Annotated in this window: 11 protein-coding genes and 1 pseudogene; 8 read left to right on the forward strand and 4 right to left on the reverse strand. The window is 70.9% G+C overall.

Annotation, left to right across the window (positions count from 1 at the left end):
* Positions 1–46 precede the first annotated feature (46 nt).
* The 6 genes from C3492_RS10655 (at position 47) to C3492_RS10680 (ending at position 6927) form a co-directional block, all read left to right on the forward strand.
* The gene (locus C3492_RS10655) at positions 47–973 is read left to right on the forward strand and encodes an ABC transporter ATP-binding protein (protein WP_103811470.1); all 927 of its coding nucleotides are present in this window, start codon (positions 47–49) and stop codon (positions 971–973) included.
* A gap of 2 nt (positions 974–975) precedes the next feature.
* The gene (locus tag C3492_RS10660; RefSeq protein ID WP_103811471.1) at positions 976–1749 is read left to right on the forward strand and encodes an ABC transporter permease; all 774 of its coding nucleotides are present in this window, start codon (positions 976–978) and stop codon (positions 1747–1749) included.
* Positions 1750–1757: 8 nt separating this feature from the next.
* Positions 1758–2570 (forward strand): ABC transporter permease, encoded by an 813-nt coding sequence (locus tag C3492_RS10665; protein ID WP_103811472.1) that lies wholly within the window; start codon positions 1758–1760, stop codon positions 2568–2570.
* Positions 2567–4939, forward strand: a complete 2373-nt coding sequence (locus C3492_RS10670; protein WP_103811473.1) for a glycosyl hydrolase family 28-related protein — start codon at positions 2567–2569, stop codon at positions 4937–4939. The genes C3492_RS10665 and C3492_RS10670 overlap by 4 nt, the downstream gene beginning before the upstream one ends.
* 209 nt (positions 4940–5148) lie before the next feature.
* Entirely contained in the window at positions 5149–5835 is a 687-nt protein-coding gene (locus C3492_RS10675) for a hypothetical protein (protein ID WP_146075672.1), read from the forward strand.
* 441 nt (positions 5836–6276) lie between these two features.
* A complete protein-coding gene (locus tag C3492_RS10680; RefSeq protein ID WP_103811475.1) occupies positions 6277–6927 on the forward strand; it encodes a flavin reductase family protein in 651 nt (216 codons plus the stop codon).
* 688 nt (positions 6928–7615) lie between these two features.
* On the opposite strand, the gene C3492_RS10690 is transcribed toward C3492_RS10680, so the two are convergent.
* Entirely contained in the window at positions 7616–8890 is a 1275-nt protein-coding gene (locus C3492_RS10690) for a glycoside hydrolase family 6 protein (protein WP_103811476.1), read from the reverse strand.
* Positions 8891–8978: 88 nt separating this feature from the next.
* Positions 8979–9944: a glycoside hydrolase family 6 protein gene (locus C3492_RS10695; RefSeq protein WP_103811477.1), complete on the reverse strand. Its 966-nt coding sequence runs from the start codon at positions 9942–9944 to the stop codon at positions 8979–8981.
* A gap of 226 nt (positions 9945–10170) precedes the next feature.
* Here C3492_RS10695 and C3492_RS10700 point away from each other — a divergent pair, with 226 nt between their 5' ends.
* On the forward strand, positions 10171–11184 hold the full coding sequence (locus tag C3492_RS10700) for a LacI family DNA-binding transcriptional regulator (protein WP_181140310.1): 1014 nt from the start codon (positions 10171–10173) through the stop codon (positions 11182–11184).
* A gap of 77 nt (positions 11185–11261) precedes the next feature.
* Here the strand turns inward: C3492_RS10700 and C3492_RS10705 are convergent, their stop codons facing one another.
* A complete protein-coding gene (locus C3492_RS10705) occupies positions 11262–12872 on the reverse strand; it encodes a glycoside hydrolase 43 family protein (RefSeq protein ID WP_103811478.1) in 1611 nt (536 codons plus the stop codon).
* A gap of 371 nt (positions 12873–13243) precedes the next feature.
* On the opposite strand from C3492_RS10705, the gene C3492_RS10710 reads away from it, so the two are divergent.
* The gene (locus C3492_RS10710) at positions 13244–14890 is read left to right on the forward strand and encodes a ricin-type beta-trefoil lectin domain protein (protein WP_103811479.1); all 1647 of its coding nucleotides are present in this window, start codon (positions 13244–13246) and stop codon (positions 14888–14890) included.
* 560 nt (positions 14891–15450) lie between these two features.
* Here C3492_RS10710 and C3492_RS10715 read toward each other — a convergent pair.
* Positions 15451–15567: pseudogene (locus tag C3492_RS10715) on the reverse strand (alpha/beta hydrolase); the annotation flags it as partial.
* Positions 15568–15699: the final 132 nt, after the last annotated feature.

A 15699-nucleotide genomic window follows, 5' to 3' on the forward strand; every position in this document is an offset into this window, starting at 1 on the left:
CGGCGCGGCGCACCACGCGAGAAGACGACGAAGGGAAACACGGCCCATGCCGGAGCAGGAACCGATCGTCCACGCCGCTGGACTCGTGAAGCGTTACGGCGACTTCACCGCGGTGCACGGCATCGACTTCGACGTCCGGTCCGGCCAGGTCTTCGGCCTCCTCGGCCCGAACGGGGCGGGCAAGTCGTCGACGATGCGCATGATCAGCTGTGTCTCCAAGCCGACAGCGGGCTTCCTGCGCCTGTTCGGCATGGACGCGGCCACCCATGGGCCCGCGATCAGGGCGAGGATCGGTGTCTGCCCCCAGCAGGACACGCTCGACGCCGAACTGAGCGTGGTGCAGAACCTCACCGTCTTCGCGCGCTACTTCGGGATTCCGCGCGCGACAGCCGCCGCCCGCGCCGCCGACCTGCTCGCGTTCGTGCGCCTTGAGAGCCGGGCCGACGACCGCGTCGATGCCTTGTCGGGCGGCATGAAACGGCGCTTGAGCGTCGCCCGGGCCATGATCAACGATCCTCGGCTGCTCCTCCTGGACGAGCCCACCACGGGACTGGACCCACAAGCGCGCCACCTGCTGTGGGAGCGACTCGACCAGCTGCGCCGCCGGGGCGTCACCCAGGTGCTCACCACGCACTACATGGACGAGGCGGAGCAACTGTGCGACTGGCTCGTCGTCGTGGACGGCGGCCGCACCGTCGCGACCGGAACACCCGCCGGACTGATCGCCCGGCACTGCACCAAGGAGGTCGTCGAGCTGCGCCTGCGTCAGGCCGACGCCCCCGTCGAGGAGCTGAACCGCCTGGGGCTGCGCGTGGAGAGGCTGCCCGATCGCCTCCTTCTCTACGCCGACGACGGCGAGGCCGCGGCCGCGGCCGTCCACCGTGAGGGGATCGGCCTGCGCAGCGTCCTGGTCCGGCGAGGCGGACTCGAAGACGTCTTCCTGCACCTGACCGGCCGGGCCCTGGTGGACTGACCATGGCCCTGACCGAATCCCGAGCAGCCGCCGTCACCGCGCACCTTCTCACCAGTTACCGCCGTACCTGGCTCGACTCGGTGTTCAACTCCTTCCTGCTGCCACTGTGCCTGTTGCTCGGCATCGGCTGGTCGGTGGGCCGGCACATCGGCCCCCACCCTTCGCTCGGCGCCCCCTACTTCTCCTTCGTCGGCGTCGGGCTCCTCGCGGCGTCCGTCGTCCAGATCGGCGCCGCGGAGTCGGCGTGGGCGGTCTTCGGCGGCTTCGAATGGAGCCGGATCTACCACGCCGTGCGACTCACGCCCGCCCGGCCGATCGACATCCTGGCCGGGCACCTGACCGCCGTGGTGGCGCGCGCGACCCTCGGCGGTCTCGGCTTCCTCCTCGTCATCGAGGCCTTCGGCGTCGGACAACGGTGGACCGCCCTCCTGGCCGTTCCCCTCTTCCCGCTGTTCGCCGCCGCGATCGCCGCCCCGGTCATGGCGTTCAGCGCCACCATCCGCAACGCCGGGATGTTCGACCTCCTCTTCCGCCTCGGCATCGTCCCCATGGCCATGTTCAGCGGTGTCTACTTCCCGCTCGACTCCCTGCCGGCAGTGCCCCGTGCGGCGGCGCTCGCCGTGCCCCTCACCCACGCGGTGGACGTGTCCCGGACCCTGCTGCTCGGCACCGGCACGGCAGGCGGCACGCTCGTGCACCTGCTGTACCTGGCCGGCTGGGCCACCGCCGGCCTCGCCCTCGCCCGCCGGGCCTTCATCCGACGCCTGGCGGACTAGGAGCAGCCATGGCCACGTCGTCCCCGTCACCGGCACGTCGTGCGCCGGCTTTCCGGTCGGCGCACGTCCACGCCGTCTTCCTGCGCAACGTCGAAGCGGCGCGCCACGCCTCCCACCTCTGGGTCCTGCTGTCCGGCCTCTTCGAGCCCGTCTTCTACCTCGGATCCGTCGGCTTCGGTGTCGGTGCCCTGGTCGGCGAGTTGACCGTCGGCGGCCACCCGGTCGGCTACACCGAGTTCGTGGCACCGGCCATGCTCACCGCCTCGCTGATGAACGCCGCCGTGTCGGAGTCGACGTTCACCTTCTTCACCAAGTTCCGTCTGATGAACCTGCATGACGCCACCGCCTGCACGCCCGTGTCCTCCGCCGAGATCGTCTGCGGCGAGACCCTGTGGGCGGTGGCGCGCGGGGTCGTCCACACGGTGTCCTTCCTCGCCTTCCTGTACGCCCTCGGGCTGCTCGCGCCCACCCGCATCCCGGTGCTGCTCCTCGCCTCGCTCCTGGTGAGCGCGGCCTTCTCGGCGATGGGGCTCGCCCTGTCCTTGTTCCTGCGGGGAACCCACGACTTCGACCGGGTCAACCTGGTGACCTTCACGATGTTCGTCTTCTCCGGCACCTTCGTGCCGACAGGGGACTACCCCGGCGTCCTCGCCGTGCTCGCCCGTTGCACACCGCTGGCCCAGGCCGTCGACCTGATCCGGGCCCTGGCGCTCGGCACGGCCGGGCCCGCTACGGCGGGCCACTGCGCGTACCTGTTCGCCCTGACGGCGGCAGGGCTTCTCGTGGCCGGGCGACGAGTGGAGAGGAGCCTGCACGCATGACCGACCAGCGCGACCGGACGCCCGCGTCACCGCAACGACCGGCTCCGTACCGGGCCGTGGACGCCCGGACCAACGGCACGCGCCTGGATGCCTCGGGACCACACGCTCGGCTGGTCGCCGAGTCGGCGGCCCGCGCGGTGGTGCGACTCCGCGGACCCGGGGAGTACGTCGAATTCCGGCTGGCGGCCCCTGCGGACGCCCTGACGCTGCGCTACTCGCTGCCCGACGCGCCGACGGGCGGTGGCCGTACCGGGTGTCTCGCCGTCGAGGTCGACGGAGAAGAACGCGACCGGGTGACCCTGACCTCGCGCTACTCCTGGTACTACGGACGTTGTCCGTTCACCTCGGACCCGGCGGCCGGCCGGGCCCACCACTTCTACGACGACGTCCGCGTCCTCCTCGGCGAGACCCTGGCGCCCGGCACCCGCGTCGGCCTGCGGCCCACCGCCGGCACGGAGGTCCCCGTCACCGTGGACACCGTCACCTTCGAGGAGAGCGGCGGACCCGCGTCGCCGCCTGCCGGCGCCCTGTCGGTCATCGACTTCGGAGCCGACCCGACGGGCACCGCGGACTCGACGACTGCTGTGCAGGCCGCGGTCGAGGCCGCCACCGGGACGGCACGCACCGTCTGGCTGCCGAGCGGCGTCTACACCGTGACCGACCACATCCTCCTCGACCGCGTCACCGTGCACGGCGCGGGAGTCTGGTACACGGAACTGCGCGGCGCGGGCGTCGGCTTGTACGGGCATCCGGCGCCGAGCCCCAGCACAGAGGTGCACATCCGCGGACTGGCGATCTCCGGGGACGTCACCGGCCGCGACGACGCCGCACAGCTCAACGGGATCGGCGGCGCGCTGGGCGGCGGTTCCACGATCGAGGACGTGTGGATCACCCACACCAAGTGCGGCATGTGGCTGGACGGCCCCTTCCACGGCCTGACCATCCGCAACGTCCGCATCATGAACACGACGGGCGACGGCATCAACCTGCACCGAGGCGTCTCCGGTGTCACCATCACCGGCTGCCACCTCCACAACACCGGTGACGACGCCATAGCCCTGTGGTCCGACGAGATCGCCAACCACCACAACACGGTGGAAGGCAACACCGTCGCGCTGCCGCTCCTGGGCAATCACATCGCCGTCTACGGCGGTCACGACAACACCGTCGTCAACAACGTCCTGACCGACTCGGTCACCGAGGGCGCCGGGATCCACGTCGCCAACCGGTACGGCGCCGTCCCTCTGGCGGGGGAGACCCGCATCGAGGGCAACCACCTGATCCGCGCCGGCTCCTACCATCCGGAGCATCGAGCGGGCGTCGGCGCCGTGTGGCTGCTCGCCGACGACGCGCCCATCAACGCAAGGATCATCGTTCGTGAGAACCATCTGACGGACAGCGCCTACGCGGCCGTGCAACTGAGCGGATCGCGCATCGACGGCGTCCATGTGGCCGGTATGACCATCGACGGCGCGGGAACCTGCGCGGTCCAGCTCCAGGCGACCGGCTCGGCCCGCTTCACCCACGTCGGGGCCAGGCGACTCGGCGTGACGGGCCTGCACCGCGCCACCCCGGACTTCGACCTCACCTGTGGTCCGGGCAACGAGGGCTGGGCGCACGAGCGCCCCGACCTCCCACCCGACGGCTCCCTCCACGCGTCCCCCGCCCGCCTTGACTTCGAAGCGACCACTCCGCACACCACCGCCGGTCCCCGACGCCTGACCGTTCACAATCCCGGCTCCCGCCCGGCCGTCCTCCAGCACCCACAGGTGTCCGGGGACTTCACGGCACGCCTGACGGGCCCGGCCACCGTCCCGCCCGGGGCGGACACCACCTTGGCCGTGAGCTTCGCCGCTTCTGCAACGGGCCGCCGCACCGGGTTGCTGACTCTGCACTCGGACGCTCCGCACAGCCCGTTGTACGTCGACCTCACGGGCATCGGTTTCGACCCGGCCGGAGACCGGGCCCTGGGGCGCCGCGCCACGGCGAGCACGGCGATGGGGGGCTTCCCGCCCGAGGCCGCTGTCGACGGGGTACCGGCGAGCTGGTGGCAGAGCGACGGCATGGGCTTCCCGCAGTGGCTCCAGGTGGACCTCGGCGAGAGGGTGTCGTTGGCGCGGGTGGTCCTGCGCACCCCGGAGAGCTGGGAGGCCCGTACCGAGACCCTGGCGGTCCACACCGGACTCACCGAGACAGACCTCGTCCCCGCCACCCCCGTCACGGCGTGCCTCTTCACTCCCGACCGGTGCAACACGGTCACCCTCCCCGTCACCGCCCGGGCCCGCTTCGTGCGCCTGGTCATCACGGGCAACACGGCCTGGACCGGAGCGGCTCTCTCCGCGCTGGAGGTGTACGCGGCGGACGGCTGACGGCCGGGCGACCAGGGGGGGCCGCGCGGTTGGTCGATCCCCCGTTGCCCGGCCTCACAAAGGGATCCGGCATGGTCAGTGCCACGGAACGACCGATGGGCGCCCGGCGCAGGACACCACTCCCACGACACGGCAGCCGGCGTCGCGTCGGGCGCCACGGATCGCCGTCCCGGGCCATGCTGTCAGACGCCGCTGCCACACTTCCGGCCATGAGCGATGAGGGATTCGAGTGGATACAGCAAGACCTCACCTCCTGGGGCTTCTACCTGGAGATGGTCAAAGGCGTGAGCGTCGAGGAGCTGGCGGCGATGAGGGGAGCCGATCCCGGCCTCGGCATCATGTCTCCTGACGTGTTCAACAAGACGTTGGACCGCTCCGGCAACATCCCGGACTGGGCCAGGCTGGGCGAGCACGCGGGGTGGGCCTTCGCCCTGTGCGGGGGCGACGACGGCTTCTACATGCAGCGCCCTGACCACGTGAAGCACCTGTGGGAGGGCCGCACCTGGCTGACCATCATGGACACCACCATGGACCCACCCGTCATCGATGTGATCGTGGACGGAAAGCTGGACTGGAGCTACTTCGACGGCGAGGTTCACGAGGCGGTCAGGGCGGACCATCCCCTCACCCGGCGGATGACCGCCGAGATCGGGCTCGGCGGCCTCGCCCCGAACCCCGACTCGCCCGACGAGCCGGACGAGCCGGACGAGCCGGACGAGTGGAGGCTGCATGTCCCGGACATCCGGGACGTGTACCGGCTGATGGGCGAGCACTACGGACTGAGCCTTCCCCGGAGAACGATCGTCGGCGAGGAACTGGTCGGGGTGTTCACCTCCCCGCGCGTGTACGCCAACGGGGAGCCGAACACCAGGTACGACAACATCCGCCTGCCTTGACCTTGGGCTGTGTCCCGCGACAGGAGGCCGACGCCCATGTCACGGAGCACGGCCACGGGTGAACCAGGTGACGCCCGTATCATCTGTCACCCAAGCGCGGAACAGGCCCCAAGCGCCCGGCGGCGAGGGCCGCGAGCAGACACCTGGTGCTCGGAGGCCCTGTTCGAGGACCACGACGTGCCGATGCCGTTCGACGCGGCCCAGCCACTGACAATGGGCCGACGACAACGGCGCCCGGCACCCTCCGCGCGTGTCCGGGGCCGGGACGATGGCGGGCGGGCCAAGCTCCTCGGCTCTACGGGGCGGGACAGGGAGCGGACGCTCGGGCCCGTGCGGTGATCCCGCCGCCCTGGGAAGGCCGTACACCGCACACCGGTGGCCGAACCGACGCCGCGGCGTTTCGGCGGGGCGGGATCACGCCTGCCACGGATACTCACGGTCATGCGCGTTGAATTCGATCCGGAGGTCATGGGCAGCGATGCCTTCTACGGGTTCATGACCTCCGTCGTCGTCCCACGCCCCATCGCCTGGGTATCCACGATCACACCTGACGGAACCACCGAGAACCTGGCCCCGCACTCCTTCTTCAGCATCGCCAGCACCGACCCGCCGATCGTCCAGTTCACCTCCATCGGCCGCAAGGACTCGCTGCGCAACGTGGAAGACACAGGCGAGTTCGTCGTCAACTTCTCCTCGGAGCCGCTGCTGCGGATGATCAACGCAACCGCCACCGACTTCCCCCGAACCGTCAGCGAATTCGACGTCGCGGGCATCGAACGCGAGCCCAGTCTGCGGGTCCGCCCGGCCAGGGTGGCCGCCTCACCCGTCGTGCTGGAATGCCGTTCACACACGACCCTGCGCATGGGCAACTCCACCCTCGTCTTCGGCCGGGTGCTGCATGCCGCGGCGAAGGAGGAGTACCTCGTCGGCGGCCGGCCCGGCTCCGAGCGGCTGCGCCCCCTCACCAAGCTCGGGGGTGACGAGTGGGGCACGCTGGGGAGCATCATCCACCTGAACCGCATTCCCTATGAGGAACCCGAAGGGAACGGCTCTCTCCCTCACTCCCCACAGGACCCGCCACCCTCCCCCTGAGCAACGGCCCCGTCCGATCACAGCGGTGCCTCCGTCCGGCAGGACTCTCCCGCCCCACCCCTTGGGGGGTGCCGGCCGGCACCCGCGCCCCGGCCGTTCTGACCGTGCTGGGATCGGTGCTGCTTCCGGCCGCCGTCGCCGCGTCCGCGGAGGGCGAGTGCCGGTTCCGTCGTAGAGGCCCGTGTGGCGGTTCACCGCGCGGCCGTCGCCGCCGCCGACGACGAGCAACGCGTCCGTGCCTGCCGGCCTCCGGACGCGTGCCCGGAAGCCACCTGCGCCGATCGACGAGACAGGCACCGGCGGTATCCGGAACGTCAGGGGCCGGACGCGGCCGACCTGCGCGGCGGGCACGGCGGGCGGGGCCGTCCTCGTACGCCACGGCATCTGGGCACGTGGCCGCCGAACCGACAGCGCCGGCCACCGCATGTGCGAGCTCCGCCCCGGTCCGAAGGTGCCGCGGGTGCGCCTCCGGGACACCTCCGATCTCGTTCCCGTCCTCTGCCTCTCGACGTCGTCGTGCTCGACTCCCCTGTCGTGGGCCGGCTTCGGTGCGGCGGGACCGGGTAGGTGGCGGCTTCTCCATGCCTCCCACCTGCCGCCACCGAGCCGGGGCACGAGTACGGCATCTCCCTCCTCAGCCACGGGTTCTTCCTCGGGAGGCCGGAGGACGGCTCGCAGCCTCGGCCGCTCAGTGGTTGAAGGCCAGGCGCGGTGCCGCGTTGCGGGCCAGGGTGTGGGCCTGGTCGGGCCACCAGGTACCGGCGGGCGGGTCGACGACGCCGTACTCGGGGTCGATGGTGCCGCCGGTGCTGCGGGTGCAGCTGCCGTCGGACTCACCGGGGATCTTGATCCACAGGTAGGCGTCGACGAGGGGTACGCCGGTGTCGGCGGTGGGGCGCGGGCCGAGACCGCGGCCGGGTGCGTTGCACCAGGCCTCGGGATCCCCGGTGTACTTGCCCGGCTCCGGGGTCCAGGCGCCCAGACCGTTGCGGCTGGTGTCGATCACGAAGTGCTGCAACCGGTCGGCCGGCGGGGTGCCCACGTTCCGGTCGTACCAGGCGTCGGTCCACCGCCAGGTGGTGGGGTCGGCGGAGGAGACCGCGTTGCCGGGGGTGCCGTCATTGGGGGCGGCCGCCGAGTAGTACTGGTCGGCGCACCGCTCGGCGTGGCCACGCGCCTCCTCGGGTCCCTCGGTGGCGAACCACATGCACTGGGCGATCCAGGTGCCGTACCTGGCGTTGTGGTCGGTGGGGTGGGTGTTGGACACGTTCAGGGCGAAGCCGTCACTGTGGCGGACCCCGGCGTCCAGCAGCCGCCGGGCCATCTCACCGACGGGCCGCCATTGGACGTTCCCCGCGTCCAGGTAGACGGCGGTGCGCGGTTTGGCCTTCAGGGTCTTCACGGCATAGGCGAGGTCGGCGATGCGGGCGGCGGTGAGTTCGCCCGTCGGGTCCGTGGTGGGTCCGCAGTCCTTGGGGAGGAGGGCCGTGCCGTCGGGTTCGACGACGACCACCGCCTTGCTGGTGCCGATGCCGGCGGCGAAGGCGTCGATCCATTGCCGATAGGCGGCGGAGGATGCGGCTCCGCCACTGGAGTACTGCGTGCAGTCCCTTCCTGGGACGTTGTAGGCGACCAGGACCGGGGTCCGGCCCACGGCCCGGGCCCGGTGGACGAGCTTGCCGACCTTGCCGCGCACCTCGTCGGGCGTGCCCTCGGTGAACCACTCGGCCTGCGGCCAGCTGGCGAGCTTGGCCATGTTCACGGCGTTCTCGGTGTCGCCGTTCCCGAAGTCCGCGAGGGCCTGCTGCGCGGCCTTGCTGTGCGGGTCCACGTAGAACTTCGTGGCCGGGGTGATCAGGTCGTGTGTGGGTGTGGCCTGCGCCTGCGTCGCGGTCAGAGCGGCGCCTGCGGTGAGGGCCGCGACGACGACGGCCGCGCGGCGCCGAAGGCTGCGTGGATTCATGGTGGCTTCCTGGTCGACGAGGTGGTGGAGGCAGGCGCCCGCCGCCCGGCGGGCTGCCGATCCGCCTGCGGGCGGCGGGAGTCCCGGATCAGTAGCCGTAGATCATCTTGTAGGCGACCTCGGGGAGGAACTGTCCGGCCGTGGAGCCGGCTCCGACGCCGCAGTTGCCGTCGGACTCGCCCGGAGCCTTGATCCACAGCAGCATCTCGGCGCCTCCGCCCGTCCGGGTGGGGGTGCCGATTCGACGGCCCGCGGGGTTGCACCACTGGCCGTTGGAGCCGTTGCCGTTGCGGCTGGTGTCCACGACGAACGGCTTGGTGTAGCCGTAGCGGGCACTGAGCTCGCTGTTGACGGCGTTGCCGAAGGCGGTGTTCTCGGCGGTCGTGAAGTAGTTGGAGACGTTGAGCGAGAAGCCGTGTGCCTGGCGCAGGCCGGCCTCGTGGAGGCGCTGGGCCATGGTCGCCGGGCTGACCCAACCCGGGTTGCCGGCGTCCATGTAGACCCAGGTGTTGGGGGCCTGACGGCTGAACTGGGCGAGGGCGTTGGTGAGCATGGCCTCCCGCTCGTCGATCTGAGCCTGGGTCATGCAGCCGTAGTCCCCGAGGGAGTCCGGTTCGAGGATGACGACCGCCGGACGGCCCGCGATCCCGCCGGCGAACTGGGCGATCCAGCTCGCGTAGGCGGTCGGCGAGGCGGCTCCGCCCGCGGAGTGCCCGCCGCAGTAGTCACGGTTGTAGATGTTGTAGGCGACGAGGACGGGCAGTTTGTCGGACGAGTCCGCCGCTCCCGCGTACGCCCCGGTGGCCGTGCCGATGGTGCCGCTCCAGGAGCCGAACCAGCGGGCCGTCGGGGTGTTGGCGAGGGAGGCGTTGATGGCGGGGGCCCGGCCGTCGCCGGGGTTGGCGGCCACCCACCTCTTGGCGCTGGAGTCGGGGTCCACATAGAACCCGCTGGTCATGGTGGTCGGGTCGGCCGCGTGGGCGGACGGTGCGAGGGCGAGCGCGGACGGCAGGGCGCAGAGGGCTGCCACCAGTACCCGGAGTCTGCGGCGCATGGCTGTACCTCGATTTCCTGGGCGGGATTCGAGTGCATTGGGAGCGCTCCCACTGGAAGCGGTCCCAATCGTGGGGTGGGCTGATTGAGGTGTCAATAGTCGGTGCAGGACTCGACCACAGGGGTTGACCTTCACGGCAATTTGAGGCCACTGGTGAAACAGCGAGCTGGAAGCGCTCCCAGGAGGCCACCCCGAGTGCCCCCGACCTGTGGAAGACTCCGGGCTCATGGCAGAAGATGCGCCGCGTCGGCAGCCGACGCTCGACGAGGTGGCCGAACGCGCCGGTGTCTCCCGCTCCGTGGCCTCCCGCGCCCTCAACAACGCTCCGCACGTCAGCCGCGCCAAACGGGAAGCCGTCGAACGGGCCGTGCGGCAACTCGGCTACGTCCCCAACCCGACCGCCCGCGCCCTGGCCACCCGGCAGACGGGAGCGGCCGCCCTGGTCGTCTCGGGAGAAGATCCGTCGATCTTCGCCGATCCCTTCTTCGCCCAGGTCATCGTGGGGGCGTCGGCCGCTCTTGAGGAGGCGGACCTGCATCTGATGCTGTGCCTGGCCGCTTCCGACCGCGGCCGCAAGCGGGTTGCGGAACTCCTTCGCTCCAGGGGCGCCGACGGCGCCATGCTGATGGCGCTGCGCGAGGACGATCCGCTGACCCGGGTGGCCGACGAGGCGCAGATGCCCGTCGTGTTCGGCGGACGCCCGGTCGGTACGACTCCCCGGTGGTACGTCGATGTCGACAACGTCGGCGGGGCGCGCAAGGCGACCGAGCACCTGCTCTCGCGCGGCCTGACCCGGGTGGCCGCGATCTGCGGGCGGCTGGACACCGAGGCCGGGCGCGCCCGGTACCGCGGCTACCGGGACGCCATGCTCGCTGCCGGCCTCGATCCGTTGCCGCCGCAGGAGGGGGACTTCACCGAGCCCAGCGGAGCCGCCGCCATGGCCGCACTGCTGGCGAACCGTCCTGAGGTGGAGGGGGTGTTCGCCGCCGGCGACAACATGGCGGTGGGAGCGCTGCGCACGCTGCGCAAGGCCGGCCGACAGGTCCCCGCCGACGTCGCCGTGGTCGGATTCGACGACCTGACCGTCGCCCGGGTCGCCGATCCGCCGCTCACCACCGTCCATCAGCCCATAGAGGCTCTGGGTCGGGAGATGGCGCGCATGCTGGTCGCGCTCGTCGACGGGCAGGACCCCACTGCGCTGATCCTGCCGACCCACCTGGTCGTCCGCTCCAGTGCCTGACGGCTGTGGCGGGGCCCCGGCCGGAGTCGGGCCCCGCTGCCGGCCGGTGGTCGGGGGGGTGCGATCGGTGGACCGGTTCAGGGCGTGGACAGTTCGAACCGCGTGACACGGACCGCGCCGCCGAGTGCCTGCGTGGCGTGGTTGAAGAGGGCGAATCGGTAGCCCATGAAGAACCGCCAGTCGTTGCCCATGGAGAAGGCGGGTCCGAGGCGCGTGAAGGTGGTGCCGTCGGTGCTGTAGGAGAAAGTGCCGGGGCGTGGTGCGCCGGGGCGGACGTCCGCGGTCGCGCGCAGCCAGACGGGGCCACCGGGGACGGGCGCGCTCGCGACCTCGTAGCCGGTGCCGGTCGTGTTCCAGGTGGTGTCCATGGTCAGCCCGGTGACCATCACCACCCGTGTCACGCCGCCGTCGCGTGTGACACCGATCCACGCGGAGGAGTCCCGCAGCAGTGCGAGTCCGGCCCGGTCGCCGTCCCGCATGGCGGAGTGGTCGAGCTGGACGGTGGCCGTGGAGGTGGGGCCCTGGATGCGGCGCGTGAGGGTGTTGCGGGCCCAGTACAGGTCGTTGGTGACGGTGGCGGTCCGCAGGGTCAGCCCGTTGCCGACCGACCACTTGGAGTTGTCCGGGTTGTGGTTCCACTCCCAGTTCGGCTTGAGGGTCGTACCGTCGAAGGTGTCGACGCCGGTCATGGGGGTGACCTGACGGGGCGGAGGGGGCACGGCGGGGCTGGGATACGAGGTGCCCCACGCGCCGTCGACGAGTTGTACGACCGGCCAGCCGTCCGAGGTCCAGGTGACCGGGGCCAGCGCGGGCACCCGGCCGCCGGGATAGGCGTCCACGAAGGCCAGGTAGTACCAGGCGCCGCTCTGCGTCTGCACCAGCCCGCCCTGGTGCGGGACGCCGCCGCCGGGGATCGGCCCGCGCAGGTCGAGGAGGACCTGGCGCATCGTGTAGGGGCCGAAGGGGCCGCTGGACGACTTCAGGACGTACTGGCCGTTCGCGGGGCGGGTCAGGAAGATGTAGTACTGCCCGTTGATCTTGTAGAAGCGCGAGCCTTCGAGGGTGCCGACGCTGGACGGCGTCGTGAACACCTGCTGTGTGCGGACCTGGTTGCGGCCGTCGGGCGAGAGCTGGGCCACGCTGATGGTGGTGTTCCCGTACGCCACGTACAGGGAGTCGTCCGTGTCGACGAGCAGCCCCGCGTCGTAGTAGGGCGTGCCGATCGTCGTCAGCCGGTTCCACGGCCCCTCGACGGCGGTGGCGGTGTAGACGTACGTCCGGGTGAAGTCGATCTGGCCGAGCCAGTAGAAGGTCCTGTTGCCCGGCCGGTAGGCCAGTGACGACGCCCAGATCCCTCTGACGTAGCCGCGGGAGCCGTTCAGGTCGTACTTGGCGCCGAAGTCGAGCACGGGCACCGAGTGGCCGGCGATCTCCCAGTGCACCAGGTCGTACGAGCGCAGGACGGGCGCGCCCGGCGAGTAGTGCATCGTCGAGGCGGAGGCGTAGTACGTGTCGCCGACACGGATGACGTCGATGTCCGCGAAGTCCTGCCAGATCACCGGGTTCGTGTACGTGGAGGCGGCCGCGTGGGCGGCCCTGTGGGGCAGCAGGGCGCCGACGGCCATGCCGGTGGCGGCCGTCAGCGCGCGCCGACGGGAAAGGTGTTGTTGCGTCCATGACATATGCATGTACGGCGTTCTCCTCGGCTTCACGGGGGGCGGAGCGGCTCCAGTGCGTTCGATATACCGAATAAGGGTCGATTTCCCGAGCATCCTGGATGATAGGAGAGCGAATACACTCGTCAATACCTCCCGCAGGATTCGGTAAGGCTGACGAAACCTTCGACACCGACCCATCGCGAACTGCCGCCAGTCACTTCACCGTTGACCCAGGCAAGTACCCCCTTCCGGGTCCGTCGTCCTCGAACGCGGCTGGTTCGTTCGAACGGTGTTGACATGTCCAGGCTCCTCTCTAATATCCGTGGAACCCCAAGTTTCCGAATGATGCTCGAAATTTCGAACCTTCCTGTCCCTTCCTCGCCGTGCCGAAGGAGCCCCCCGTGCTCAGACGATCAGGCGGACGCCTGCTCCGCCTCCTGGCGGCCGCCGCGCTGACCATCACCGCGACCGTGACGGCCTCCGCCCACTCCACCGCCTCGGCCGCGCCGGGCAGCCCCGCGCTCACGCCACCGCTGGGGTGGAACAGCTGGAACAGCTTCGGATGCGGAATCACCGAGGCACAGGTGCGCCAGGCCGCCGACGCGATGGTGTCCTCGGGCATGCGGGACGCCGGCTACCGGTACGTCGTGGTCGACGACTGCTGGTTCGACCCGCAGCGTGACGCGGCAGGCAACCTGCGGGCCGATCCCGCGAAGTTCCCGAGCGGGATGAAGGCACTCGGGGACTACATCCACGGCAAGGGCCTGAAGTTCGGGATCTACCAGGTGCCGGGCGAACGCACCTGCGCGCAGACCAGCGGCGCCTACCCTGGCTCGACCGGCAGCAGGGGGCACGAGGCCCAGGACGCCGCCGCGTTCGCCTCCTGGGGCGTCGACTACCTCAAGTACGACTGGTGTTCCTCCAGCGGCACGCGCGACGAGCAGGTCGCGCGGTTCACGCTGATGCGTGACGCCCTGCGCGCCACCGGCCGGCCGATCGTCTACTCCATCAACCCCAACAGCTTCCACGCCATCACCGGCTCGACCTACAACTGGGGCGAGGTCGCCGACCTGTGGCGGACGACCGAGGACCTGCTCGACATCTGGCAGAACGGCAACACCAACAGCTACCCGATGGGTGTCGGGAACGTCCTGGACGTCACCGCGCCGCTGGCTGCGCAGTCGGGTCCGGGACACTGGAACGACCCGGACATGCTGGTCGTCGGCCGTCCGGGCCTGACCCTGGCCGAGTCCCGCTCCCACTTCGCCCTCTGGGCACTGCTGAGCGCCCCGCTCATGGCCGGAAACGACATCCGCACCATGTCCGCCGACGTGAGCGCGATCCTGCGCAACCCGCGTCTGCTGGCGGTGAACCAGGATCCGCTGGGCGCGGGCGGGCGCAGGGTACGCGACGACGGCGCCACCGAGGTGTTCGTCAAACCCCTGTCGGACGGCTCGGTCGCCGTGGGCCTGTTCAACCGGGGAGGCGGCACCGCGACGGTCACCGCGACCGCCGCGCAAGTCGGCCTTTCCGGAGGCCCGTTCACCCTCACCGACCTGTGGACCGGCGGCACGTCGAGCACGTCCGGGCAGATCTCGGCGAGCGTCCCCGCCCACGGCGTGGCCGTGTTCCGGGTGACCGGGGGCAGCCCCCTGGCCGCCACCACCTCACGTCTGCGGGGCAGCGCGTCCGGCCGCTGCGCGGACGTGGACAACTCCTCCACCACCGCCGGTGCCACGGTACTGCTCTGGGACTGCCACACGGCCGCCAACCAGCTGTGGACCGCATGGACCGGCGGGGAGATCCGCGTCTACGGCGACAAGTGCCTGGACGCCTACGACCAGGGCACCGCCAACGGTACCCGCGTCATCACCTGGCCCTGCAACGGCCAGAACAACCAGAAGTGGACCCTCGGTCAGGACGGGTCGATCCGCAATGTCCACGCGGGTCTGTGCCTCGACGCCGACGGGGCCGGCACCGCCGACGGAACACCGCTGGTCCTGTGGACCTGCAACGGTCAGGCCGGCCAGAAGTGGACCCGCGCCTGAACAACCGCCGCCCACCGGCCGACCGGATCCAGGCCACGGCCGTACGTCGTCGAAGCCGGCCACAGTCGTACGGATGCGACCGCACCGAGGCCGTAGGGCATGCGCGGACCAGGCTCGCGCGCGGCCCGGTGCACGCCCACCGCCCGCATGGTCGTACGAGATGCGACCACGGAGGCCGTAGGGGATGCGGGACCGGGCTCGTGCGCGGGACTGGTGCACGCCCACCACCCGCATGTCACCGGCGGTGGGACGATCGGGGCGGGACAGGGATTCCCGTGCGGCCGCCGCCGCGGCCGCGTACCGCTGCTCGCGTGTGAGCTGGGTCGTCCGCACCGGGCCGGTCTCCCTCGGCAGGCCGGCATCAGCGAGGGCCGGCGGGTAACCGGACGGCCGGGTGCGGCAGAAGCCGTGGTCCAGGCCGGCTGGTCGCGGCGATGCGTGCACACGCATGGCGCACCCGGCGCGCCAACCGACCTCAGTGAATGCAGGAGCCCCACCCCGGGCCGAGCGGTCGCGGCGGCGCCCGGCCGCCGGTAGGCCGGGCGCCGCGACCGCGCGCGTCAGGCCGGCGAGGTGACCGCTCGGCCGAAGTGCCGGGCGAAGAACCGGACCGCGCTGTCGGCCTCGAACCTGGGGAGCTCCTTGTGCTTGCCCGAGTTCACGTGCAACGGCTTCTCTGCTCCGGGTCACTCACTCTGCCTGTGCTCGGGTCACCGCGTCCTCACGCGTGGCGATGCGCGCCCGACGAAGCGCACCTGGCAATGTGCGCTTGGCGATGTACTCGGCGATGTGCGCCTGTCGTTCTGATG

The organism is Streptomyces sp. Ru62, assembly GCF_002920615.1.
GTDB lineage: Bacteria > Actinomycetota > Actinomycetes > Streptomycetales > Streptomycetaceae > Streptomyces.